Raw genomic sequence first — 25,110 nt, forward strand, 5'->3', positions numbered from 1 at the left:
CGTAGCTCAGTTGGTTAGAGCACCACCTTGACATGGTGGGGGTCGGTGGTTCGAGTCCACTCGGACGCACCAAAGCAACGTTCTCTCTCCTCCCGCTGTTTTACATTTTCCCTGAACATTTCCAGTTCCTGAATAAATCTGATTTGAATTATCCGTTCACCATACTTCTGAGTTTTAAATCACTCCGTCGTCATCCGTTTGTATTTTTTTAAGATTATTTCGCAATTGTGGCATTTTCGAAGGTACCGTGACGAAACTGTTATGCCTTCGGGTTTTTGCTCTGCCCGCTTTGGATAATTGCGCAACAAAGCTCTGTCATCTGCCCTAAGCTTGCGCAGCATCACGTTTTTTATTTGGTTTCCCGCCCCGTTCCCCCCTATAATACGCATCGTCTCTTCGATTGAATGGTTTCAGCCCCTTGATCTGTCGATATCGCACTTATAAAAGCGTGACCACTCCAGTAGCGATGATAAATCGCACAAATCGCTATGCTTTGGCTGAACTTAATACACCATTCCTTTCACAGTCTTCTACGCTTAGTAATGATTTGATTCAACCAGGCAACACCTCAATTCCGCGCGGGCAGCCATGCTGTCAGGCAAACACTTTTCCAATCCATCACAACTTGTAGATAAAATCGTCATGAAAAAGACCAAAATTGTTTGTACCATCGGGCCGAAAACCGAATCCGAAGAAATGCTGACCAAACTGCTTGATGCAGGCATGAACGTTATGCGTCTGAACTTCTCTCACGGTGATTACGAAGAGCACGGTCAGCGCATCCAGAATATCCGCAATGTTATGGCTAAAACCGGTCATAAAGCAGCAATCCTGCTGGACACCAAAGGTCCAGAAATCCGTACCATGAAACTGGAAGGCGGCAAAGACGCTTCCCTGGTTGCGGGTCAGACTTATACCTTCACTACCGATCAGAGTGTTATTGGTAACACCGAACGTGTTGCTGTGACCTATCAGGGTTTCGCTGCTGACCTCAAAATTGGTAACACCATTCTGGTCGACGATGGTCTCATCGGCATGGAAGTCACTAACGTCACTGAAACTGAAGTGACCTGTAAAGTGCTGAATAACGGCGACCTGGGCGAAAACAAAGGCGTTAACCTGCCGGGCGTTTCTATCGCACTGCCAGCGCTGGCTGAAAAAGACAAACGTGACCTGATCTTCGGTTGTGAGCAAGGCGTTGATTTCGTCGCCGCTTCCTTCATCCGTAAACGTTCTGACGTTCTGGAAATCCGTGAACACCTGAAAGCACACGGTGGCGAACACATTCAGATCATCTCCAAAATCGAAAACCAGGAAGGCCTGAACAACTTCGACGAAATCCTCGAAGCTTCAGACGGCATCATGGTTGCTCGTGGTGACCTCGGCGTTGAAATCCCTGTCGAAGAAGTTATCTTCGCGCAGAAGATGATGATTGAAAAATGTAACCGCGCACGCAAAGTGGTCATCACCGCAACGCAGATGCTCGATTCCATGATCAAAAACCCACGCCCTACCCGCGCAGAAGCCGGCGACGTCGCTAACGCCATCATCGACGGTACCGATGCCGTTATGCTGTCTGGTGAAAGTGCGAAAGGTAAATACCCGCTGGAAGCTGTAACCATCATGGCTACCATTTGCGACCGTACTGACCGTGTGATGCAGAGCCGTATCGATGGCCAGAATGAAAACCGTAAGCTGCGTATCACCGAAGCTGTTTGCCGTGGCGCTGTAGAAACCGCAGAAAAACTGGATGCTCCGTTGATCGTTGTTGCAACCAGCGGTGGTAAATCTGCTAAAGCTGTGCGTAAATACTTCCCGCACGCCACTATCCTGGCTCTGACCACTAATGAAATCACTGCCCGTCAGTTGATCCTCACCAAAGGTGTTGTCACTCAGCTGGTAAAAGAAATTGCCTCTACTGATGATTTCTACCGTATCGGTAAAGAAGCTGCGATCGAAAGTGGTCTGGCTCAGAAAGGCGATATCGTTGTGATGGTTTCTGGCGCGCTGGTACAAAGCGGCACAACCAATACTTCTTCGGTGCATGTTGTTTAATTAGAAACGTGACCCAAGGCATTAATAGACGTTGCATAATGCAGCGTCTATTTCTTCAAAAAGGCTCTTCTTACTTAAAAAGTGCTAAAAGCAGTAGCAGCAAAATTGGGATAAGTCCCATGGAATAAGGCTGTTTTCGCTGCAATTTTTAACTTTTTCGTAAAAAAAGATGCTTCTTTGAGCGAACGATCAAAATATAGCGTTTACCGGCAAAAAATTATTCTCATTAGAAAATAGTTTGTGTAATACTTGTAACGCTACATGGAGATTAACTTAATCTAGAGGGTTTTATAATGAATCGCACTAAACTGGTACTGGGCGCTGTAATCCTGGCTTCAACTATGCTGGCTGGTTGTTCAAGCAACGCTAAAATCGATCAACTGTCTTCAGACGTTTCTACTCTGAACTCTAAAGTTGACCAACTGAGCAACGACGTGAACGCAATCCGTTCTGACGTTCAAGCAGCTAAAGACGATGCAGCTCGCGCTAACCAACGTCTGGACAACCAAGCTCACGCTTACAAGAAGTAATATTTACTTCTCTAGTTCAATGGCGCACTCAGTGCGCCATTTTTTTGCCTGTCATTCCGGCATGTTCCCTACTCTTCCTTTTCCGTTTCCTGAATATCCCCTCCTGTTCTCTTTCCCATTTTACGCCTTGTACGCCTCCTCCTGAGCTTCGGAAACAATAAAGGAGCCATGTTGGCTCCTTTGGGGAAAATCGCTTCTTAAACGTTTCTGTATAACGTTACTGCGTACTTGCCGTCGTAACTGCGGGTGTATCCGCAGACACTGTTTGCGGCGCATTCGCTGCCGGGGTCATATCCGTCGCTTTATCACCCACACTGACCACAACAGGCATCCCTGAACGGCGCCTGATAGCCTCTTTTACAATCTCTGCATTGGTATCATCGCTTTTGATGAATTTTTTCATCGCAGCCGTCAGAAGAATAGGTTTAGTTTGCGGATCGTCCTTCTCGGTATGCGACAACGGCTGATGTACTTCGATGTAACGTTTGCCATCCGGCTCAACGTCAAACTTGATGGGCTGATTGACTATCTGGACGCGGGTGCCTTTTGGCACGGAATTAAACAGCGCTTCGATATCATCCGGACGCAAGCGGATACAACCGGAACTGACGCGCATGCCGATACCGAAATTAGCATTCGTCCCGTGGATCAGATACTGCCCGGTACCGGCAGAAAGACGCATTGCAAACAGCCCCATCGGGTTATCTGGCCCCGCAGGAACCATACCCGGCAACGTGATGCCGTCTTTCAGGTAGGCTTTGCGGATGTTGGCCGTTGGCGTCCAGGTCGGATTCGGTATCTTCTGGCTTACTGACGTCACCATTTCAGGGGTGTTACGGCCTAACTGGCCAATACCAATCGGATAAACAATGACTTTATCTTCACCCTTCGGATAGTAGTAAAGACGCAGTTCTGCGAGGTTCACGACGATCCCTTCACGCTTGGTATCCGGCAGGAGCATTTGCGAAGGAATGGTCAGCACAGTTCCCGCTTTCGGCAAATACGGGTCTGTACCCGGGTTCGCTTCCAGCATCGCAATCAGCCCGATTTGGTATTTAGCCGCCACGTCTTCTAAAGGTTTACCGTCATTGGGCACGACATACGTCGTGTTTTCGCCAATCAGGCGGCTGTTGTCCGGCGGCAAAGGGTATTCTGCTGCACCTGCGGTCATGGAATATGTTGTCAGAAATGTGCCAACCAACATTGCCAGAAGGGGTAATGCGCGTCTCATACTCAATCCTTTTTCGGCTCGCATTCAGACCATCTGAAGCAAGACAATTATTACGTCTGATAATACTAGCAGCGCAGAATCGGGTGGCAATCAAACCACAGAAAATCAGAAAGTTACCTTACGCAGATGCAGGGAAATACACAGAAGATAGTGGGTTGAAAAATCAGGAGTAAATGAGTTCAGACAGGGAGAAGTGAAGAAATGACTTTGCTCATTAGCAGACAATTCCTAATGAGCAAAGGTGTCGCGCAGGAACCGGCTTAGGCCAGCTCAGCCGCTTTTGCACGGATAGAACGAATCATGGCTTCCAGCCCCTGAGAGCGGGAAGGCGTCAGATGCTGGCTGAGCTCAAGCTCAGAGAAGAACGGACGCACATCCAGTTCCACAACATCACGCGGTGTTAAGCCCTGATAAAGGCTGAATACGATAGCCACCAGACCTTTCACGATAGCGGCATCACTGTCACCTTCAAAGGTCAGCGCGCCCGTTTCATCCATGCGCATCACGATCCAAACCTGGCTCTGGCAGCCCGCAATCAGATTTTTGTCCTGACGATGCTCTTCAGGCAAAGCAGCCAGCTGGCCGCCCAGTTCAATCACATACAGATACTTTTCTTCCCAATTCGGGCATCGGGCAAAATTTCTGACTAACTTATTTTTATCTGGCAAAGCCATAACGACGTCCTGCTCAGGGCAGTCAGGATTAACCCAACAGCCGGTGAATACGTTGTAATCCTGCGACCAACCGGTCGACTTCTTCACGGGTATTGTACATCGCCAGTGAGGCGCGGCACATAGCCGGAACACCGTAGAAGGACATTAATGGCATCGCGCAGTGATGACCGGTGCGGATTGCAATACCGTATTGGTCGAGGAAACTGCCCACGTCGTAGGCATGGTGTTTACCGAGATTAAACGCAATCACGCCAGCGCGCGTTGCCGGGCCGTAGATCTGGATGTCAGGCACCTGCGCCATCGCTTCAAGCGCATAGTTCATCAGCTCCTGCTCATAAGCGTGGATATTCTCCAGCCCCAGGTCGGTGACATAGTCCATCGCCGCGCCCAACCCCATGATACCGCCGGTGTTTGGCGTGCCCGCTTCAAAGCGCCACGGTGCCGCTGCAAAGGTGGTTCCTTCGGTCAGACTGACGTGCTTAATCATTGAGCCGCCACCTTCCCATGGAGGCATCTGATCGAGCAATTCCTTACGACCATAAAGAATGCCAATGCCCGTTGGCCCGTAAAGCTTGTGCCCGGACCAGACATAGAAATCACAGCCCAGCGCCTGAACGTCCACCGCATGGTGCATGACTGCCTGTGCGCCATCGACCAGAACGGTCAGACCGGCAGCTTTCGCCTGAGGAATGATTTTCTCAATCGGGTTAACGGTGCCCAGCACATTGGAAACATGTGCCAGCGTCAGCAGTTTAGTGCGTGGCGTAATCAGCTTTTCAAACTGTGATAAATCCAGTTCGCCTTCCGCTGTCAGGTGCCAGACGTCGATATGCAGGTCGCGCTCTTTCGCCAGCATCTGCCAGGGAACGATGTTAGCGTGGTGCTCCATTTCGGTCAGAATAATGTGGTCGCCGGGCTGCAAAAACTCGCGTCCCCAGGTATTTGCAACCAGATTAATGGCTTCCGTCGAACCTTTTACGAAGACAATTTCTTCTGCCGACGCAGCATTCATGAATTTTGCGGCCTGCGTGCGGACATTTTCCATCTGCTCAGTCGCTTCCGCACTCATCGTATGAATGCCGCGGTGAACCGCAGCATAACCCTGTTCGAAGAAAGACATCTCACGGTCAATAACCTGACGCGGTTTCTGTGCACTGGCCGCACTGTCCAGATAAGCCAGCGGCTGGCCGTTGACTTTACGGCTCAGCACAGGGAAATCGCTACGTACTCTTTCCAGTGGAAAACTCATTACGCACCTCGATTGAGTCGGCCTGCAATTCGGGCAATCACGACTTCACGCAGGGTTTCATTCTCAATGGCTTCCGTCAGTTCAGCAGCAAACGCAAAGATGATCATTTGCTGAGCATCCTGGCCGCTGATCCCACGGGTACGCAGATAGAAAAGCTGTTCGTCGTCGATACGACCCACAGTGGCACCATGGCTACATTTCACGTCATCGGCATATATTTCAAGCTGAGGTTTGGTATCAACTTCAGTGTGCTTGCCCAGCAACAGGTTGTTGTTGGTCATTTTGCCGTCGGTTTTCAGAGCGTGCTGCGCCACCTTGATCATGCCGTTGAAAATCGCTTTTGCACGATCGTTCACGATCACTTTATGCAACTGATTACTATTGCAATAACCTTTGTTGTGTTCCAGGTAAGTACGGGTATCAGCAATTTCAGAATCAACCGGCAATACCAGACTGTTGATGTTCAGATCGCTGTTTTCACCGTTCAGTTGCGCACTGGTGTTATTACGGGTCAGGCCCGCACCGAGCAGGAAACTGTGGCTGGAAACACGGGAATCACGCCCGATTACCAGATCGTTGTGCGAAAAGTGGAAGCTGGCCTGGCTTTCGAAGGCCAGTTTATAATGCGTGAAACCGGCATTATCGCCCACTTTTACCGTCATACGTGCACCGGTGAAATGACCGTGATCGTTAAGGCTTAGGTAATGTTCAATGACTTCTGCGCTGGCACCGTTTTCAATCTCGACATGATAACGGTGGTGAACCGTGTTCATTTCGCGTGACTGATCACGACCGCTGCTCAGATGCAGTAAATACAACGGCTTATCAGCCTGTTTACCGGCAGCCAAACGCACAGCAAAAGAATCCTGCGCCAGACTTTCTGTCAGGTGCAAAAAGACTTCAGACTGAATCGGGTCAGGCAGCGTTTGCTGCGCAGCCGCGTTCAGTTTTTCAATTTCAAATGCGCCGGTGTTTTCATCACTCAGGCTCGCATCAAAACGGCCATCTACGAAAACCAGACGATAGCAATCAAGCGGCAAAGCCAGTGATTTAACATTCTCAACTGTCAGCGCCTGCTGCTGCGGGGCGAAGAACTGATTGCCCAGCAGTGAAGAAACTGGCGTGTATTTCCAGTCTTCCAGTTTTGCGTGTGGAAAACCAAGGCGAAGCACTTGTTGCCAGTGTGCGTGCGCGTGAGCAGATTGTTCACCACCACGGCTTTCAAAAAGACGGTAAAGCTGCTGCATGGCGTGGGAACTGCCCGCCGCAGGCGCATTACTCTTCGTCGGTAAGCCAGCCATAGCCCTGCTCCTCTAACTGTTTAACCAAGGTGAAATCGCCGGATTTAACAATGCGGCCCTGATACAGAACATGCACGTAGTCAGGCTTGATATAGTCGAGGATACGCTGATAGTGGGTCACAATTACAAATGAGCGTTTGCCGTCACGCAGTGCATTAACACCGTTAGAGACGATTTTCAGCGCATCGATGTCAAGACCGGAGTCGGTTTCATCCAGAATGCACAAGCTTGGCTCAAGGGCCGCCATTTGCAGAATGTCGTTACGCTTTTTCTCACCGCCGGAGAAACCTACGTTGACTGAACGGGTCAGCAAATCCGCAGGCATTTTCAGCATGGCAATCTTTTCTTCGATAAAATCGGCGAAATCAAAGCGATCCATCGGAGCCTGTTCGCGGTACTTACGTACAGCGTTTACGGCAGTTTGCAGGAAGAAATGGTTGGTCACGCCAGGAATTTCTACCGGATACTGAAAGGCCATAAACACGCCTTCTCCGGCACGATCTTCCGGGGCAAGCTCCAGCAAATCTTTACCGTTGAACATTACGGAGCCTTCAGTCACTTCGTAATCTTCACGGCCAGCCAGTGTCGCGGAGAGTGTACTTTTACCTGAGCCGTTCGGACCCATGATGGCGTGTACTTCACCCGGCTTGATCTCGAGATCAAGTCCTTTCAGAATTTCCTTTTCTTCGACACGGACCTTCAAATTCTTAATGCTTAACATACGTATCCTTGAGTTTGCGCCTGCGCGCTCATAATTCTGTTTATGCTTTGACTGTGCTGAACTCAAACCTGCCCGGCGCCGGCGTCACACCACGCGGCGGCGGGAGGAAAAGCGTTCGGAAGATTAACCGACGCTGTGTTCAAGGCTGATCGCCAGCAGTTTCTGCGCTTCGACAGCAAACTCCAGCGGCAGCTCGGAAAAGACATCTTTACAGAAACCGTTAACAATCATGGAAATCGCGTCATCTTCGCTGATACCACGTTGCAGACAGTAGAACAGCTGGTCATCGCCGATTTTTGAGGTCGTGGCTTCATGCTCCAGCTGAGCTGTATTGTTACGCACTTCCACATACGGGAAAGTATGCGCAGCGCTGTCCGCACCAATCAGCATGGAGTCACACTGGGTAAAGTTACGGGCATTTTCAGCACTTGGCAGGATCTTCACCAGCCCGCGATAGCTGTTCTGGCTGTGGCCAGCGGAAATACCTTTGGAGATGATGGTCGATTTGGTGTTTTTACCAATGTGGATCATCTTGGTGCCGGTATCTGCCTGCTGTTTCCCGCTGGTCAGTGCAACTGAGAAGAATTCACCGATTGAGTTATCGCCTTTCAGGATAACGCTCGGGTATTTCCAGGTAATCGCTGAGCCGGTTTCAGACTGCGTCCAGGACATTTTCGAGCCCGCGCCTTCGCACAATGCACGTTTGGTCACGAAGTTCAGGATCCCGCCGCTGCTATCTTTACTGCCGGAGAACCAGTTCTGCACGGTGGAATATTTCACTTCCGCATCTTTATGCAGAATGACTTCAACCACGGCCGCGTGAAGCTGATAGGTATCACGAACCGGTGCGGAACAGCCTTCGATATAGCTGACGTAACTGCCTTCGTCTGCAATCAGGATTGTACGTTCGAACTGACCGGTTTTCGCGGCGTTAATCCGGAAATACGTAGACAGTTCCATCGGGCAACGGACGCCTTTAGGGACATACACGAAAGTACCGTCGGACGCGACCGCCGCATTCAGCGCTGCAAAGAAGTTATCCTGCGCAGGCACAACGGTACCGAGGTATTTACGCACCAGGTCCGGGTATTCGTGAATGGCTTCGCCGAATGAGCAGAAGATAACGCCTGATTCAGCCAGCTTTTCACGGTATGTGGTAGAAACGGAAACGGAGTCGAAAATGGCATCAACCGCCACTTCTTTCCCTTCACGCACAGGAACACCCAGCTGTTCAAACGCTTTTTCCACTTCGCTGGTCAGGTAATTTTTACCGTCAAGCGCAGGAATGCTGTGAGAATTTTCAGGAGGTTGCTGCGTGGCACCAGGCTGAGAACCACAGGTATCATCACAGCTGCCGCATGAAGGTGCGGAGTAATAGCTGTAATCCTGATAGTCGAGAGGCGTGTAATACGCTTTCAACCAGTGAGGTTCTTCCATTTTCAACCAGGCATGATAAGCCTGCAGACGGAACTCCAGCATCCACTCCGGCTCATTGCGCTTTGCGGAAATGGCACGCACGACATCTTCGTTGATGCCTGATGCTAATTCATCGGTTGCCAGCTGGGTGAAGAACCCTTCCTTATAGTTCGTCTCCTCGCCGACCCAAGACTGCACATCATCTGGAATTTCTACGTTGCTTCGTGACATGTTGGTTACATCGCTTTGTTTACAATAATCTTAAAGACTGTTTGCCCGGCTGACTTACAGGCCGAAACTTTCACCACACCCGCAGGCATGCTGAGCTTTTGGATTATTGAATTTAAATATCTGATTCAGCCCTTCGCGGACAAAATCTACCTCGGTTCCGTCAATGAAAGGCATCGCCTTCAGCGGAACAAACAGCAAAGCGCCGTCATGTTCAAACACCAGGTCATCGCTGGCCGGTTGTTTGGTTAAATCCAGAACGTAGCCAAAGCCGGCGCAGCCCGATTGTTTTACCGAAAGCTGGAGACCTTTGACTTCTGGATCCTGTTCCATCAGGTTCTTCACCTGTTTGGCTGCAGAATCAGTCAGGATCACACCTTGCCATACGTTGTCGTCTAAAGAGAAAGAGCCGACAGTTTCAGTTTGCATCTGTCTTACCTCATATTTTTACGGTCATAGAGAAGACCTATTGTCTCTATTCTAGTGATAAGATTTATCACTTCAACCTCTTGTTTTAAGAGGGTATAGCGATTGCGCATGAGGAAAGTCGCTCAATGTGCATCGGGTTTACATCTGGCTGCTGGCGGGTCTTGAACACCGCAACCATCAACTGATTGAATAAGTTGTCAATTTTTTGTTAAAAATTAAAATTAACCTTATATTTTGTGTGGCTTAATAGCTTTCATTGTGTCTATTATAAAACATTCATCGGAAATGCCTATTTATGAATTCGCCACAATCAAAATAATTAAAGCTCTTTTTGCTTACCTGCTCTGGCGCAACAAAATCAAAAAAACCGGATGAAAACGTTGATCCGGCGATTTTTTGCCAATATGATACTTATTCTTTGATAATGATTATCATTCAGATAACCCGGAATACTGAGAATGGCTCAATCGGTAAATGCGTGGTTGCAGGGCAAGATAGACGACTACAAATCGAGTGTCCGCGATGCCACCGTGGATTTCTATATGGCGGATGCCGCCTTACGACGCCCGGACGCGCATCTTTGCCAGCTCAAACGCTTTAACAGCATTTGCCTTGATATGGCCAATCTTTGCCTGCAAAACGGGGACGACCACAGTTATCTGCATGCTTTGTGCAAGCTTCACAACCGGCTGATCCTTGAAATCAACAGCGTTGTGCGTTGTGAACTTTTCCGTGTACAGAGCTATCACTTTGCCAGACACACGCTAAAACTCATTTGTCAGTATTATGCCATGATGGGCATCTGGGAAAAAGCAACGGCATTTCAAACTGATTTTGCCAAGCGCGTTCCCTTCCAACTTTAGTCAGTTTTCAACGTGCCAGAGAAAGATCTCAGGCAAATAAAAAGGCGGACACATTAACTGTGACTCCGCCTTTTGCATTCAGCTTAGGGATATGACGTTGAAAAAACGCGCTAACCTGATGGCCTGAATTTAATGATCAATGACCATTGTGGTCAGTCTGGAAATACAACACAGGCCACCCTGCTCATCGAAAATCTCAATCTGCCAGACCTGACTCCGTTTCCCGGTTCGCAGAGCACGGCAAACCCCGCGCACAACCCCTTCCCTCGCGGACTTCATGTGACTGGCATTTATCTCAACCCCAACGACCGTCTGATGACCTTCAGTGCACAGATAACCGGCCATCGATCCCATAGTTTCCGCCAGAACCACCGAGGCGCCACCGTGTAAGAGGCCAAACGGCTGAGTCGTTCGCTCATCTACTGGCATCGTCGCTTCAAGAAAATCTTCGCCCAGCCTGGTGAAAACAATCCCCACATGTCCAACCATACATCCCTGACTGCGCTGGTTCAGTGCTTCAAGGTTTGCGTTCCTTTTCCAGAATGACATCGAGCCTCCTTATTGGTTAAGGGATGATATCCAGTAATGCCTGCAACGGATGGCGAACCCCGTTGCCTTCAATGCGTTTTACCTGGCTGCGGCAGGAGTAACCAGTCGCCAGGCAGCGCTGGCGCGGCAACCGCTGTAAAGAGGTATGCCAGGACAGCTCGTAAATCCCCAGCGAATTTTCAAGGTTTTTACTTTCATGTCCGTACGTTCCCGCCATACCGCAACATCCCACACTGACATTTTCCAGCTTCGCGCCATAGCGGGCAAAGATATCCCCCCACTGTTTGCTGCTGTTGGGTAATGCCGTGCTTTCAGTGCAATGGCCGAACAGATACCAGGACTCTCCGCTTTGCTGCTGTGCCGGTCGTTCGCCCAACCAGTTATCCAGCCATTCATGTACAAGCTGAACCTGGAACGAGCCACGTGATTCGCCAAGGATTTCTTTGTACTCATCGCGATAACACAGCACCAGCGCAGGATCGACACCGACAAGCGGAATACCTAACTGCGCCACACGGTTGAGAAATACCGACGTCTTGCGTGCCGTTTTCGCGAAACGCGTCAGGAATCCTTTGATGTGCTGCGCTTTTCCGTTTGGAGAGAAAGGCAATAGCACCGGTTTGAGACCCAGTTTTTCAATTAACCGTACAAAATCAGCCACGACCTGCGCATCATAGAAACTGGTGAAAGGATCCTGCACCACCAGAACGTATTCGCCGCGCTGTGCCGGAGGAATTTTTTCCAGCTGTTCAAGCGTCATTTTACTGGCGCGGTGCCCCAGCAACTGCTCGCGTAACGTCGGGGAAGACAGCAAAGGCAAATCCACCATGCCAATACTTTTGCGGCTCATTTCCCGTACCCAGGGCTGCCTGAGGAAGAAGTTAAACAGCTTTGGCGCTTTCGCCATTATTGGTGCATAGCTTTCGACACTTGCCACGAAATGGTCACGCGCCGGGCGCAGATAGCGGGTGTGATAAAGCTGGAGGAAGCGCGAGCGGAAACCGGGAACATCAATTTTGATCGGGCACTGTGTCGAACACGCCTTACAGGCCAGACAACCCGACATCGCTTCTTTTACTTCATGGGAGAAATCATATTCGCCTTTGCTGGCATGCCAGGTATTACGGGTACGGTCGATCAGGCTGCGGAAACTCAGGCCTTTTTCCGGCAGTGCATTTTCCAGCGCCAGCGGATCGACACCTTGTTCTGAAAGTAAGCGCAACCATTCCCGCACCAGACCGGCACGCCCTTTCGGCGAATGGATACGGCTGCCGGTAATTTTCATCGACGGACACATCGGACTTTTCGCATCAAAGTTAAAGCACAGACCGTTGCCGTTACACTCCAGAGCGCCGCGGAATGACTGGCGCACTTCCAGCGGGATCCGGCGATCAAGGGTGCCGCGTTTCGGCGCATCGACCTTCATCATTGGCTCATCGCATTCCAGCGGCGCGCAAATTTTGCCCGGATTAAGACGGTTATCCGGGTCAAAAACCGTTTTGATCCGGCGTAATTCATGGAACAGCGCTTCTCCGAAGAAAGCCGGGCTGTATTCGGCGCGGAAACCTTTACCGTGTTCTCCCCACAGCAAACCACCGTATTTGGCCGTGAGGGCAACGACTTCATCCGATATCTGCTTCAGCAGCATTTCCTGTTGTGGGTCACACATGTCCAGCGCAGGGCGAACGTGCAAAACACCGGCGTCCACGTGCCCAAACATGCCGTAACTCAGGTTATGGCTGTCGAGCAATGCACGGAATTCAACGATATAATCGGCCAGATGCTGCGGCGGCACGCAGGTATCTTCTGCAAACGGCAACGGCTTAGCCTGCCCTTTCGCATTCCCCAGCAGGCCGACGGCTTTCTTACGCATATTATAGATGCGCTCAATCCCAGGCAGATCCGCGCAAATCTGGTAGCCAATAACGCCACCTTCTTTGTCGCTCATCAGCCCGTCAAGACGCTCACATAACGCACTGACCTGACCTTCAATAAGGTCGGCATCATCGCCCGCAAACTCAACAATGTTGAGTCCCTGCATATCCTTACCTTCAACGTCGGTGATGTAATCACGCACGCTGTGCCAGACGATATCTTCACGGGCCAGATTCAGGACTTTGGAGTCAACGGTTTCAACCGACAACGCTTTGGCTTCCACCATGAAAGGGGCATTACGCAGCGCGGAGTTGAAAGAATCATATTTGATATTCACCAGACGCCGCACTTTGGGAATTGGCGTGATATTCAGACGCGCTTCAGTAATAAAGGCCAGCGACCCTTCAGAGCCCGTGAGGATGCGGGTCAGATCGAAGGTTTGCAGGTCATCACTCAGGACATGGCGTAAGTCATAGCCCGTCAGGAAGCGGTTTAATTTCGGGAATTTTTCAATGACCAGCGCACGGTTATCGCGGCAACTGTCCAGCACCGTACGATAAATCCGCCCGATAACCGAATCTTCTTCACCGAGTTTATCCGCCAGCGCCACCGGCACTGCAACGGTATCAAGCATCTCGCCGCCGAGCACAATCGCACGAACCCCGAGAACGTGATCTGACGTCTTACCGTAAACCAGCGAACCTTGTCCGGACGCATCGGTGTTAATCATGCCACCGAGCGTTGCACGGTTGCTGGTCGACAGCTCCGGAGAAAAGAAATAACCAAAAGGACGCAGATAATCATTGAGCTGGTCTTTAATGACACCGGCTTCGACCTTGACCCAACCTTGATCAACGTTGATATCCAGGATGCGGTTCATATGACGGGACATATCAACCACAATTCCACGGTTCAGCGACTGACCGTTGGTACCGGTACCGCCACCACGCGGCGTAAAGACCAGCGTTTTAAAACGCTCCTGCCCGGCAAGACGCGCAATCAGTGCAACATCAGACGTGGCGATAGGGAATAAGACAGCATCCGGCAACAGCTGATAAACGCTGTTATCAGTTGCCATCGTCAGGCGGTCCGCATAAGTCGTCGTGGCATCACCTGTAAAACCGTTACTTTTGAGCGCTTCCAAAAAATCGAGCACCAGCTGGATGACACCCGGCGCCTGAGAAATCTGTGGGATCATTGAATTATGACTCTGTCTTTGTTGTATGCCTGGCGGGCCCGAGGCGACCTGCCGGATCTGCGAGGCAGATCCACCCTGTTATTTACCCAGAATAAAAACTAACATACTTCGTTTTTAAGCGCTCCGTCTGGTTCGCCTTTGTTGCATTTGTTTCATGACACGCCGCAAAAAGCACGACTGGCAACAACGTGTTGCAACTAATTGTGTGCGGCGCTATCCAAAAGCAGCCTGATGTCCCATGCTTATTTATCGCTATCCCAATGTAGCTGTAGTTTTTAAGGCACAAGGCGCGTGCCTTACTTCGTTTATCCAAATGAGAAACATGAATGAATCTCCCAATTAAACGTTACGATTTGCCCCAGATTATGTTCGGGGTATTGTTCATAGCACTGATGACCATCGCCAGTATCTGGATTGTTCAGCCTTTTATTCTTGGCTTTGCCTGGGCGGGGATGGTGGTGATTGCAACCTGGCCGCTGATGATTAAATTACAGCGAATTCTGTGGGGACGGCGTTTCCTGGCCGTCATCTTGATGACGCTGTTGCTGATCCTGTTGTTCGTTTTGCCGATTGCCTTGCTGGTCAGCAGCGCAATTGAAAATGGCGCGCCGCTGGTGGGGATCGCCACCAATCCGTCGACCCTTCATATGCCGGATTTTCACTGGCTAAACTCTATTCCTATGGTCGGCCATAAACTTTACAGCGGCTGGCATGCCCTCATTAACGGCGGCGGTAATGCCCTGATGAGCAAAGTCCAGCCTTATGTCGGGCAAACCGCTTCCTGGTTTGTCACGCAGGCCGGGCATCTGGGCCGTTTTATCGTCCACTGTTCTCTGATGTTGCTGTTCAGCGCGCTTCTTTATAGTCGTGGCGAGCAGGTCGCGATGGGCATCCGCCATTTCGCCGTGCGTCTGGCGGAAGAACGTGGCGATGCTGCGGTTATTCTCGCCGGCCAGGCAATTCGCGCCGTTGCGCTGGGCGTGGTGGTCACAGCGATTGTTCAGTCAGTGCTGGGCGGCATCGGCCTGGCAATAGCCGGTATCCCGTATGCAACGGTTTTAACCGTGGTGATGTTTGTTTGTTGCGTCGCACAAATCGGACCTTTGCTGGTGCTTATCCCGGCCATCATCTGGCTTTACTGGTCGGGTGATAATACCTGGGGCACGGTGCTGCTGGTTTGGAGTTGCGTCGTGGGCTCGCTGGATAACGTTTTACGCCCGGTGCTTATCCGTATGGGTGCAGATTTGCCTATGCTGCTGATTTTATCCGGTGTTATTGGCGGTCTGTTCGCGTTCGGGATGATTGGCCTGTTTATCGGCCCTGTCGTTCTGGCGGTATCTTATCGCCTGATTTCGCTGTGGGTTCACGAAGCGCCAGAACCGGATGCCGATCCGGAAGAAGCGCTGAAAGCACTCGATGAGTAATTGTTCCGCGAAATAATTTCATCCGGCGTTGTCTTGGATCTTAAAAGGCAACGCCCTCTTCTTTATTCCTCATTTCTTCTTCCTATTTTGAAACCTTCAAAACAATCCTTCTCATCTATTAGTATGAGAATAATACCTATTAGGACGATTCTTACAGACTAAATATCTCGAGAAATCTAGTATTATTAACAGTTCGGATTTCAACCCACTGATTTATATACAGGCTTTCCCCTGAGCCGGTATACCCCAAATTGCTGTGTGTAGTCTTTGCCTGTCTCCAATGACGGGCTTTTTTTTTATTTTTTTCTCCCCTCGAGATTAATTACGGCACCTCCATTTACCTGATTTAATTTTTCAAAAAAAAGGCCATTGCCCGAAAGCAACAGCCTTTATTTCATTTATTCAAACCTGAAGTATTTATTTACTTTTCTGCCAGCGCCAGCCAGGTCTGCACCACGGTATCCGGGTTCAGCGACAGACTGTCGATGCCTTCTTCCATCAGCCATTGTGCAAAATCCTGATGGTCAGACGGACCCTGCCCGCAGATTCCAACATATTTACCCTGTTTCTTAGCTGCTTTGATTGCCATTGAAAGCAAAGCTTTAACCGCTTCGTTGCGCTCATCAAAGAGTTCAGACACCACGCCGGAATCACGATCCAGCCCCAGCGCCAGCTGAGTCATGTCATTTGAACCGATTGAGAAACCATCAAAATGCTCGAGGAACTGATCGGCAAGTAATGCATTCGATGGAATTTCACACATCATAATGACCTTAAGGCCATTCTCTCCGCGCTTCAGCCCCTGATTTGCCAGTTCCTTCACCACAGCCTCAGCCTGCGCCACAGTTCGGACAAATGGGATCATAACTTCAACATTGGTCAGTCCCATATCGTTACGAACCCGTTTCATCGCCTCGCACTCCAGCGCGAAACAATCGCGGAAGCTGTCTGAAACGTAACGACCAGCGCCGCGGAAGCCCAGCATCGGGTTCTCTTCGTGCGGTTCATACTTCTCGCCGCCCACCAGATTGGCGTATTCATTCGATTTAAAATCGGATAAACGCACAATCACACGTTTTGGCCAGAACGCTGCGCCCAGTGTCGCGATCCCTTCCGTCAGGCGGGCAACATAGTATTCACGCGGACTGTCGTAGCCCTGAATCAGTTTCTTAATTTGTTCCTGTAATTCCGGCGTCTGAGTATCGAACTCCAGCAGCGCTTTTGGATGGACGCCGATCATGCGGTTGATAATGAATTCTAAACGCGCGAGCCCGACGCCTTCATTTGGCAGACAGGCAAAATCAAAAGCCCGGTCCGGATTACCGATATTCATCATGATTTTTAGCGGCAACTTCGGCAGCTCATCGACTTCTGAGCTTTGCACCGTGAAGTCCAGTTCGTCCTGGTAGACATAACCGGTATCGCCCTCAGAACAGGACACCGTCACTTTCTGATTTTCTTTCAGTTTTTCAGTCGCATCGCCACAACCGACAACGGCAGGGATCCCCAGTTCACGGGCAATGATTGCCGCATGGCAGGTTCGGCCGCCACGGTTAGTCACAATGGCTGAGGCCTTTTTCATGATCGGTTCCCAGTCAGGGTCCGTCATGTCAGTAACCAGAATGTCACCCGCTTTCACATGATGCATTTCACTGATGTCATGGATGATTTTCACCGGCCCGGCACCGATACGATGACCAATGGCCCGGCCTTCTACCAGAACTTTGCTGCTGCCATTGAGCTGATAACGTTCCATTACCTGACCGTTTGAACGTACGGTCTCAGGACGTGCCTGCACAATATATAACTTACCGTTATTACCATCTTTCGCCCACTCAATATCCATCGGGCGCCCGTAGTGCTTTTCAATCAATAATGCCTGACGTGCCAGAGCCTGCACTTCGTCATCGGTCAGCGAGAAACGGGTGCTCAGTTCAGCCGGCACGTCTTCAATTTGTACCTGTTTACCGTGTTCCTGGCTTGGCGCATAAATCATGCGGATTTTCTTTGAGCCCATGGTACGGCGCACAATCGCAGGCTTATTTTTGGCCAGCGTCGGTTTATGCACGTAGAACTCATCCGGGTTCACCGCGCCCTGCACCACCATTTCGCCCAGACCATACGCGGAGGTGATGAAGACCACCTGATCAAAACCCGACTCCGTATCGATGGTGAACATCACGCCCGCAGCAGCGAGATCAGAGCGAACCATGCGCTGAACACCCGCAGACAACGCAACGCCGCGGTGGTCGTAGCCCTGATGTACGCGATAAGAGATTGCGCGATCGTTAAATAAGGAGGCGTAAACATGTTTCACAGCGATAAGAACTGCATCAAACCCCTGAACGTTCAGGAAGGTTTCCTGCTGCCCGGCAAAAGAAGCGTCGGGCATATCTTCCGCGGTGGCAGAGGAACGCACAGCAAAGGACGCGTCCGGCTCGCCTTCAGAAAGCTGCTGATAAGCTTCACGGATGGACTGTTCCAGCTCAGGCTGGAATGGCGTATCAATGATCCACTGGCGGATTTGCGTGCCCGCCTGGGTCAGTTGCCCGATATCATCCACATCTGTTTTGTCCAGTAATTCGTGGATCCGATGGTTAACGCCGCTTTGATCAAGAAAATCATTAAAAGCCTGAGACGTAGTGGCAAAACCGTTAGGCACGGAAACACCCAGATCAGACAGATTAGTGATCATTTCCCCGAGGGATGCGTTCTTACCCCCGACTTTATCAACGTCGTTCATACCCAGTTGGTTGTACCAGATAACATTGCGTAAATCGGGATCGAGATGAGCCATGAAACAATCCTTTCTTAATTTATTCACAGTAAAAGTCAGTAGGAGTGTAAAACCGGTCGTGCAATCGTTGCCTGAGGCAATTGGATGCCAATAAGCAACGTTGTCATTTCGAGACTAGCATAATGATCCATAAGACATAGACAGGTGAATCGATCCAGCAAATTAAACTATTTTCGTTTAGGAAAATTCCAGAACGCTAAAATTCGTCAGCAACACGACAACAACATAATCCCTTATGAATCAGTGAGAAGTGCGTATTAGTTTCGCAAGTAAATTAACCATAACAAAGTTGCTGAAGTATTGCTGACGCAATTCATAAAGCTGCGAGATATCGCGGAAAATTTAAAATGCCATTTCATTTATTACAGCCATTTTGCGCACTGTCTCGCAGGGATTAAAGGAAGGTAATGGTTAAGAAGAATTATCCTTTTTATTTCCTGAAATTCTGGTTATTACTTACGGAGTCCCGACAAGGGAAAGTGAACTGATATAAATTTAGGAGCAATGAGTGGACAGATGCGTGTTTTATATTTCCGATGGCACGGCGATTACCGCTGAAGTGGTAGGTCATGCCGTGCTTTCACAATTCCCGGTCAATTCGACGACCTACTCATTGCCCTTTGTTGAAAGCGAAGAACGGGCTCAGGCCGTCAGCCGCCAGATCAATGAGATTTTCGAAAAAACGGGCGCGCGTCCGCTGGTGTTCTACTCCATTATTGCGCCGAAGATCCGTCAGATTATTGAAAGCAGCGAAGGATTCTGTCAGGACATCGTTCAGTCCCTGGTCGCACCTCTTCAGAATGAGCTTGGCGTTGAACCGACACCGGTGGCAAACCGTACGCACGGTCTGACCGCCAGCAATATCAGCAAATATGATGCCCGTATTGCGGCTATCGATTACACGCTGGCGCACGATGACGGTATATCCCTGCGTAATCTCGATCAGGCACAAGTTATTTTGCTGGGCGTTTCGCGCTGCGGTAAAACACCCACCAGCCTTTACCTTGCATTACAGTTTGGGATCCGCGCGGCAAACTATCCGTTTACCGCCGATGATATGGATAATATTCAGCTTCCCGCCGCGCTGAAACCGCACATGCACAAGCTTTTCGGGCTGACGATTGACCCGGAAAGGCTGACCGCTATCCGTCAGGAACGGGTGGAAAACAGCCGCTATGCGTCATTACGCCAGTGCCGGATGGAAGTGTCTGAAGTAGAAGCATTATTTCGCAAAAATCAAATTCGTTATCTCAACAGTACAAATTATTCCGTTGAGGAAATTTCGGCGAAGATTATGGACAGCTTTGGTATGAGTCGCCGCATGTTCTGATTCATTTAATGATTTGGATGGCAGAACGTGCCGAGAGTGATTGAAATCATCTGTTTTTGCGTTATTGTGATCGCCATCACTTCCCGGTATTCCTGCCGCAGCGAAGAAACAAATTTTCGAGAACACCATGTCACAAACAGATGAACTGCGTACGACGCGCATCGACAGCCTGATTACGCCTCAGGCACTGGCAGATAAATTGCCAATCTCCCCGTCGGTCGCACAGCATGTAATGGAATCACGCAAACGTATTGAAAAAATCATCAGCGGTGAAGACCCGCGCCTTCTGGTGATTGTTGGTCCCTGCTCTATTCACGATATTGAAGCTGCAATTGATTACGCCGGTCAGCTCAGCGTATTACGCGAAAAATATCAGGATCGTTTAGAGATCGTGATGCGCACCTATTTTGAAAAACCGCGAACCGTCGTGGGCTGGAAAGGCTTAATTTCTGACCCGGAACTTAACGGTTCCTGCCGCGTGAATGACGGAATTGAACTGGCGCGTAAAGTCTTGCTGGCCATCAATCAGTTAGGAATTCCAACGGCCACTGAGTTCCTGGATATGGTTATCGGCCAGTATATCGCCGACCTTATCAGCTGGGGCGCAATCGGTGCGCGCACTACGGAAAGCCAGATCCACCGTGAAATGGCTTCTGCGCTGTCTTGCCCGGTCGGTTTTAAAAATGGTACTGACGGCAATACGCGTATCGCCATCGATGCCATCCGCTCGTCACGCACCAGCCACATGTTCCTGTCGCCGGATAAGAACGGTCAGATGACCATTTATCGCACAGCGGGCAATCCTTACGGCCACGTGATTATGCGCGGCGGCAAAAAGCCTAATTATCATGCCGATGATCTTGAACAGGCCTGCCTGAGTTTGTCTGAGTTTGACCTGCCGCAACGTCTGGTAATCGATTTCAGTCACGGAAATTGTCAGAAGCAACATCGCCGCCAGCTGGACGTCGCCGAAGACATCTGCCAGCAAATCCGCAATGGCTCTACCGCCGTCGCGGGCATTATGGCCGAGAGTTTCCTGGCAGAAGGCACGCAGCCTATTGTTCCCGGCAAACCGCTGGTTTATGGCAAATCCATTACCGACCCTTGCCTGAGCTGGGCTGACACTGAAACCCTTCTGTCGATGCTGGCTGAAGCGACCAATTCAAGATTCTGAATACCCCGAAGTCATCTTCTTAAGGGCAACATATGTTGCCCTTTTTAATGCCCGCTCCAGGGCAATTCTCCTTCCCTTCAAACGCTTCCAGTGACTTTCCCCGCGGCTTATCCTCCGCAAATTAAGGGGTTATCAGTGAATAATTACATTCCATCAACAAAAATTTTCTTGATGTGTTTGTGCAATGATTTGATAATGATTATCAAATTGATATTAATTCCCATTACCAGCAATGGAATTAGCTGGTCTCTGGTCCAAATATTTTTACAAATCATTCACATAACAACGCGATTTTTTATCTGCCTGATGGCAGATGACATTAAGACAACGAGGAGACAGCAATGCATTCAGTTCACTATCAGGACTATTTACAGGCCAAAGAAGCCAATCCCGGTAAATATGCCCGCGATCTGGCGGGAATTTTAGGTATCAGTGAAGCCGAGTTAACCTCTTTACGCGTTTCGCATGATGCAGTGAAACTGGATGTCGATGCCCGTACATTGCTGGCCGCACTGGAAAATGTGGGCGGGACCAAATCCATCACCCGCAATGATTATGCTGTTCACGAACAGCAGGGGCGCTATGAAAACCAGCATCTCAGCGGCCATGCGGGGTTAATCCTGAATCCGCGCGCGCTGGATTTACGTCTTTTCCTTCAGCACTGGCTGCACGTTTTCAGCATGTCTGAAAACACAGCCCGCGGCGTGCGGCACAGTATTCAGTTCTTTGATGCATACGGCGACGCGGTTCATAAAGTGTATAACACCGACGAAACCGACATGGCAGCCTGGGACGCGCTGATTGCCCAGTACAAAACTGATGTCAATCCTCCGCTGCAGATTGAACCGGTCGCGCCTGTGGCTCCGGCCAGCGTTTCTGATACCAGCAGCATCGATGCTGACTGGCGTGCAATGACAGATGTTCACCAGTTCTTCCAGCTTCTCAAACGCCATGATGTCACCCGCCAGCAGGCTTTCAAAGCAGTAGGCGACGATCTGGCATGGCGTGTCGAAAACGGTTCACTGACCCGTTTGCTGAACATCGCAAAAGATGATCAGAATGAAATTATGATTTTCGTTGGCAACCGCGGTTGCGTGCAAATCTTCACCGGCCAGATTGAAAAAGTGATGCCACACGGCGAATGGATTAACGTTTTCAACGAACGCTTCACCCTTCATCTGGTGGAAAGCGCCATCGCAGAAAGCTGGATCACCCGAAAACCGACCAAAGACGGCTTTGTCACCAGCCTGGAATTATTTGCCGCAGACGGCACGCAAATTGCCCAACTGTACGGCCAGCGTACTGAAGGCACGGCAGAACAGACCCGGTGGCGCGAACAACTGGCACAACTAAGCAGCGAAGGCGTTGCCGCATGAAAACACCTCTGAAAGCGCTGATTGCCGCTGCGGCAATTTTGTCTGCACCCGTGCTCCACGCCGCAGAGAAACTGGTCAGCATCGGCGGCGATGTGACCGAAATTGTCTACGCCCTCGGGGCAGGCGATGAAATGGTGGCACGCGATAGCACCAGCCTGCGTCCGCAGGCGGTACTTAAACTGCCGGATGTCGGTTATATGCGCCAGCTCAACACCGAAGGGATCCTGTCCATGCGCCCTTCGATGGTGCTGAGCAGCGAGCTGGCAGAACCTTCACTGGTTTTACAGCAACTGGCACAAAACGGCGTGAAGGTCATTCGCGTGCCGGGCACGGCTTCTGTCGATACCGTACCTAAAAAGATTGAAGTGATTGCAGACGCGCTCAACCGTCAGGCGGAAGGCGCAAAGCTGATTGCCACGTACCGTTCTCAGCTTGATGCCATCCATCACGATGCTTTGCCGGTAAAAATTCTGTTTGTCATGAGCCACGGCGGAATGTCGTCTATGGCAGCAGGCCAGAATACGGCGGCTGACGCGATGATCACGTCCGTAGGTGCGAAAAATGCTATGCAGGGGTTCAGCCGTTATCGCCCTCTTTCGCAGGAAGGCGTCATTGCCAGCGCTCCGGACATTTTATTGCTGACCTCCGACGGCGTGAAAACGCTGGGCGGCATGGATCAGGTCTGGAAATTACCGGGGGTTGCCATGACGCCGGCAGGCAAAAATAAGCGCGTTTTAGTGCTTGATGATATGTCGCTGCTGGGCTTTGGCCTGCAAACGCCGGTCGTTATGGCACAACTGCGTCAGGCGGCGGAACAAGCGAAATGAGCAGCATGAGCCCCCCAATGCCGTCCCGACGCCGTTCTCCTGTCTGGGCGCTGATCGGCCTCGGTGGTGCTCTGCTGGTACTGGCTATTCTGGCAGCCAATACCGGGGCGATGGCGTTGTCACTGCGTACCTTGTTAATGCGGCCTTTTGACGACGGGTTATGGCAAATCTGGCTGACAGTTCGTCTGCCCCGCGTGCTGCTGGCCGTAGTGGTCGGCTGCGCGCTGGCCTGTTCCGGTGCTGTGATGCAGGGTTTGTTTCGCAACCCGCTGGCGGATCCGGGTTTGCTTGGGATCAGCAGCGGCGCGGCGCTGGCAGTGGCACTGACTATTGTCATGCCGCTGTCGCTACCGCCGGTTCTGGCACTCTACGGTCACATGTTCAGCGCCTTTGCGGGAAGCCTGGCAATTTCGGCCATCGTCTTCGCGCTGAGCCGTTTCGGGCATGGCGGGTTGTCGCGTTTACTTCTCGCCGGCATTGCCATAAACGCCCTGTGTGGCGCAGCCGTTGGCGTTCTGACTTACGTCAGCGATGACCAGCAGCTGCGCCAGTTTTCTTTGTGGAGCATGGGCAGCCTCGGACAGGCGCAATGGCCAACGCTGGCGGTTGCCGCATCGTTAATTCTGCCCGCCTGCGTGGCGACATTATTCATGGCGCGTCGCCTGAATATTTTGCAGCTCGGTGAGGAAGATGCGCATTACCTTGGCGTTAACGTTCGCCGCACGCAGTTGCAATTATTGCTGCTGAGTGCGCTGCTGGTGGGCGCTGCGGTCGCAGTTTCCGGTGTTATCGGCTTTATCGGTCTGGTCATTCCTCACCTGCTGCGCATGCGGCTGGGTGCAGATCATCGCTGGTTATTACCGGGATCAGCCATGGCCGGAGCCTGCCTGTTATTACTGGCAGACACGCTGGCAAGAACGCTGGTCGCACCGGCTGAAATGCCGGTGGGCCTGCTGACCAGTCTTCTGGGTGGCCCGTATTTCTTATGGTTAATTTTACGGCCCGGAGTGCCGCGCAATGTCTGATCTCACTTCATTGCTGGTTGCGGAAAATTTGTCCTATTCCGCCGGAGGTCGTCGCTTAATTGACGACGTATCACTCAGCCTGAAAAGCGGCGAAATGGTCGCGCTGATCGGACCAAACGGCGCGGGGAAATCCACGCTGATGCGCATGCTGACAGGTTATCTGACGCCGCAGTCCGGGCATTGTACATTACAGGGAAAACGGCTGGCCGACTGGACATCGAAGGATCTTGCCCGCACCCGCGCGGTGATGCGCCAGAACAGTACGATGGCGTTCGGTTTCAGCGTGCGTGAAGTGCTGACGCTCGGACGCTCACCGCACGGCCAGCAAAATATGCAACATGCGATGAACGAAGTGATGCAGCAGACCGGTTGTATGACGCTGGCAGAACGCGATTATCGCCATTTGTCAGGCGGCGAGCAGCAGCGGGTGCAGCTTGCACGCGTGCTGATTCAGCTCTGGCAACCTGCCCCTGCTCCGCGCTGGCTTTTTCTGGATGAACCGACGTCGGCGCTCGATTTATACCATCAGCAACATGCATTGCGCCTGTTGCGCGAGCTGACCCTGAAAACGCCATTGTCGGTATGCTGCGTGCTGCACGATCTCAATCTGGCGGCGCTGTATGCTGACAGGATAATTTTGCTGCACAGCGGTAAAGTTGTTGCCAGCGGAACACCGGCTGAAGTGCTGAGCGAAGAAACGCTGAGCCGCTGGTATCAGGCCGATCTGAACGTCTGCGCGCATCCGGAAACCGCTTTACCGCAGGTTTTCCTGCGTCAGTAAACACGGCCTCAAAACAAAAATGCCACAACACCGTTTCGGGTATGTGGCATTTTTTAA

Annotated in this window: 20 protein-coding genes and 1 other RNA gene; 11 read left to right on the top strand and 10 right to left on the bottom strand. The window is 51.0% G+C overall.

Annotated elements, in window-relative coordinates:
• Nucleotides 1-642: 642 nt before the first annotated feature.
• Both pykF and J8X26_RS12815 read left to right on the top strand, forming a co-directional pair.
• Nucleotides 643-2,055: a pyruvate kinase PykF gene (gene pykF, locus J8X26_RS12810; protein ID WP_015697801.1), complete on the top strand. Its 1,413-nt coding sequence runs from the start codon at nt 643-645 to the stop codon at nt 2,053-2,055.
• Between the two features lie 293 nt (nt 2,056-2,348).
• Entirely contained in the window at nt 2,349-2,585 is a 237-nt protein-coding gene (locus J8X26_RS12815; RefSeq protein WP_013576093.1) for a major outer membrane lipoprotein, read from the top strand.
• A gap of 217 nt (nt 2,586-2,802) precedes the next feature.
• Here the strand turns inward: J8X26_RS12815 and J8X26_RS12820 are convergent, their stop codons facing one another.
• The 7 genes from J8X26_RS12820 to sufA form a co-directional block, all read right to left on the bottom strand.
• Nucleotides 2,803-3,816 (bottom strand): L,D-transpeptidase family protein, encoded by a 1,014-nt coding sequence (locus J8X26_RS12820; RefSeq protein WP_208951064.1) that lies wholly within the window; start codon nt 3,814-3,816, stop codon nt 2,803-2,805.
• A 260-nt stretch (nt 3,817-4,076) separates the two neighbouring features.
• The gene (gene sufE / locus J8X26_RS12825; protein ID WP_152325720.1) at nt 4,077-4,490 is read right to left on the bottom strand and encodes a cysteine desulfuration protein SufE; all 414 of its coding nucleotides are present in this window, start codon (nt 4,488-4,490) and stop codon (nt 4,077-4,079) included.
• 28 nt (nt 4,491-4,518) lie between these two features.
• A complete protein-coding gene (sufS, locus tag J8X26_RS12830; RefSeq protein ID WP_208951065.1) occupies nt 4,519-5,739 on the bottom strand; it encodes a cysteine desulfurase SufS in 1,221 nt (406 codons plus the stop codon).
• A complete protein-coding gene (gene sufD / locus J8X26_RS12835; RefSeq protein ID WP_152325718.1) occupies nt 5,739-7,040 on the bottom strand; it encodes a Fe-S cluster assembly protein SufD in 1,302 nt (433 codons plus the stop codon). Before sufD ends, sufS begins: the two co-directional genes overlap by 1 nt.
• A complete protein-coding gene (gene sufC / locus J8X26_RS12840; RefSeq protein WP_165056895.1) occupies nt 7,015-7,761 on the bottom strand; it encodes a Fe-S cluster assembly ATPase SufC in 747 nt (248 codons plus the stop codon). Before sufC ends, sufD begins: the two co-directional genes overlap by 26 nt.
• Before the next feature lie 123 nt (nt 7,762-7,884).
• The gene (sufB, locus tag J8X26_RS12845; RefSeq protein ID WP_152325716.1) at nt 7,885-9,408 is read right to left on the bottom strand and encodes a Fe-S cluster assembly protein SufB; all 1,524 of its coding nucleotides are present in this window, start codon (nt 9,406-9,408) and stop codon (nt 7,885-7,887) included.
• A 54-nt stretch (nt 9,409-9,462) separates the two neighbouring features.
• The gene (gene sufA, locus J8X26_RS12850; RefSeq protein ID WP_104922540.1) at nt 9,463-9,834 is read right to left on the bottom strand and encodes a Fe-S cluster assembly scaffold SufA; all 372 of its coding nucleotides are present in this window, start codon (nt 9,832-9,834) and stop codon (nt 9,463-9,465) included.
• 458 nt (nt 9,835-10,292) lie between these two features.
• Here sufA and J8X26_RS12855 point away from each other — a divergent pair, with 458 nt between their 5' ends.
• Nucleotides 10,293-10,697: a hypothetical protein gene (locus tag J8X26_RS12855; RefSeq protein ID WP_152325715.1), complete on the top strand. Its 405-nt coding sequence runs from the start codon at nt 10,293-10,295 to the stop codon at nt 10,695-10,697.
• 129 nt (nt 10,698-10,826) lie between these two features.
• Here the strand turns inward: J8X26_RS12855 and J8X26_RS12860 are convergent, their stop codons facing one another.
• Complete coding sequence (locus J8X26_RS12860; protein ID WP_152325714.1) at nt 10,827-11,246, bottom strand: hotdog fold thioesterase; 420 nt, start codon at nt 11,244-11,246, stop codon at nt 10,827-10,829.
• 16 nt (nt 11,247-11,262) lie between these two features.
• The gene (locus J8X26_RS12865) at nt 11,263-14,319 is read right to left on the bottom strand and encodes an FAD-binding and (Fe-S)-binding domain-containing protein (protein WP_208951066.1); all 3,057 of its coding nucleotides are present in this window, start codon (nt 14,317-14,319) and stop codon (nt 11,263-11,265) included.
• A 326-nt stretch (nt 14,320-14,645) separates the two neighbouring features.
• Here J8X26_RS12865 and ydiK point away from each other — a divergent pair, with 326 nt between their 5' ends.
• Nucleotides 14,646-15,743, top strand: coding sequence for an AI-2E family transporter YdiK (ydiK, locus tag J8X26_RS12870; RefSeq protein WP_208951067.1), 1,098 nt, complete (start codon nt 14,646-14,648; stop codon nt 15,741-15,743).
• A 188-nt stretch (nt 15,744-15,931) separates the two neighbouring features.
• An RNA gene (rprA, locus tag J8X26_RS12875) (antisense sRNA RprA) lies at nt 15,932-16,042 on the top strand.
• 122 nt (nt 16,043-16,164) lie between these two features.
• On the opposite strand, the gene ppsA is transcribed toward rprA, so the two are convergent.
• Nucleotides 16,165-18,540, bottom strand: a complete 2,376-nt coding sequence (gene ppsA, locus J8X26_RS12880; protein WP_152325711.1) for a phosphoenolpyruvate synthase — start codon at nt 18,538-18,540, stop codon at nt 16,165-16,167.
• Between the two features lie 508 nt (nt 18,541-19,048).
• Here ppsA and J8X26_RS12885 point away from each other — a divergent pair.
• The 6 genes from J8X26_RS12885 (at nt 19,049) to J8X26_RS12910 (ending at nt 25,053) form a co-directional block, all read left to right on the top strand.
• On the top strand, nt 19,049-19,870 hold the full coding sequence (locus J8X26_RS12885; RefSeq protein ID WP_101077080.1) for a pyruvate, water dikinase regulatory protein: 822 nt from the start codon (nt 19,049-19,051) through the stop codon (nt 19,868-19,870).
• A gap of 127 nt (nt 19,871-19,997) precedes the next feature.
• Nucleotides 19,998-21,044: a 3-deoxy-7-phosphoheptulonate synthase gene (locus tag J8X26_RS12890; protein ID WP_152325710.1), complete on the top strand. Its 1,047-nt coding sequence runs from the start codon at nt 19,998-20,000 to the stop codon at nt 21,042-21,044.
• A gap of 341 nt (nt 21,045-21,385) precedes the next feature.
• Entirely contained in the window at nt 21,386-22,420 is a 1,035-nt protein-coding gene (locus J8X26_RS12895) for a hemin-degrading factor (protein ID WP_165056890.1), read from the top strand.
• Nucleotides 22,417-23,247 (top strand): hemin ABC transporter substrate-binding protein, encoded by an 831-nt coding sequence (locus J8X26_RS12900; RefSeq protein WP_165056889.1) that lies wholly within the window; start codon nt 22,417-22,419, stop codon nt 23,245-23,247. The genes J8X26_RS12895 and J8X26_RS12900 overlap by 4 nt, the downstream gene beginning before the upstream one ends.
• Nucleotides 23,244-24,272 (top strand): iron ABC transporter permease, encoded by a 1,029-nt coding sequence (locus J8X26_RS12905; RefSeq protein ID WP_165056888.1) that lies wholly within the window; start codon nt 23,244-23,246, stop codon nt 24,270-24,272. The genes J8X26_RS12900 and J8X26_RS12905 overlap by 4 nt, the downstream gene beginning before the upstream one ends.
• Complete coding sequence (locus J8X26_RS12910; protein ID WP_152325707.1) at nt 24,265-25,053, top strand: heme ABC transporter ATP-binding protein; 789 nt, start codon at nt 24,265-24,267, stop codon at nt 25,051-25,053. Before J8X26_RS12905 ends, J8X26_RS12910 begins: the two co-directional genes overlap by 8 nt.
• The last annotated feature ends 57 nt before the right edge of the window (nt 25,054-25,110 follow it).

This window comes from Rahnella sp. ChDrAdgB13, assembly GCF_017655185.1.
In the GTDB taxonomy this organism is placed as follows: Bacteria; Pseudomonadota; Gammaproteobacteria; order Enterobacterales; family Enterobacteriaceae; genus Rahnella; species Rahnella contaminans.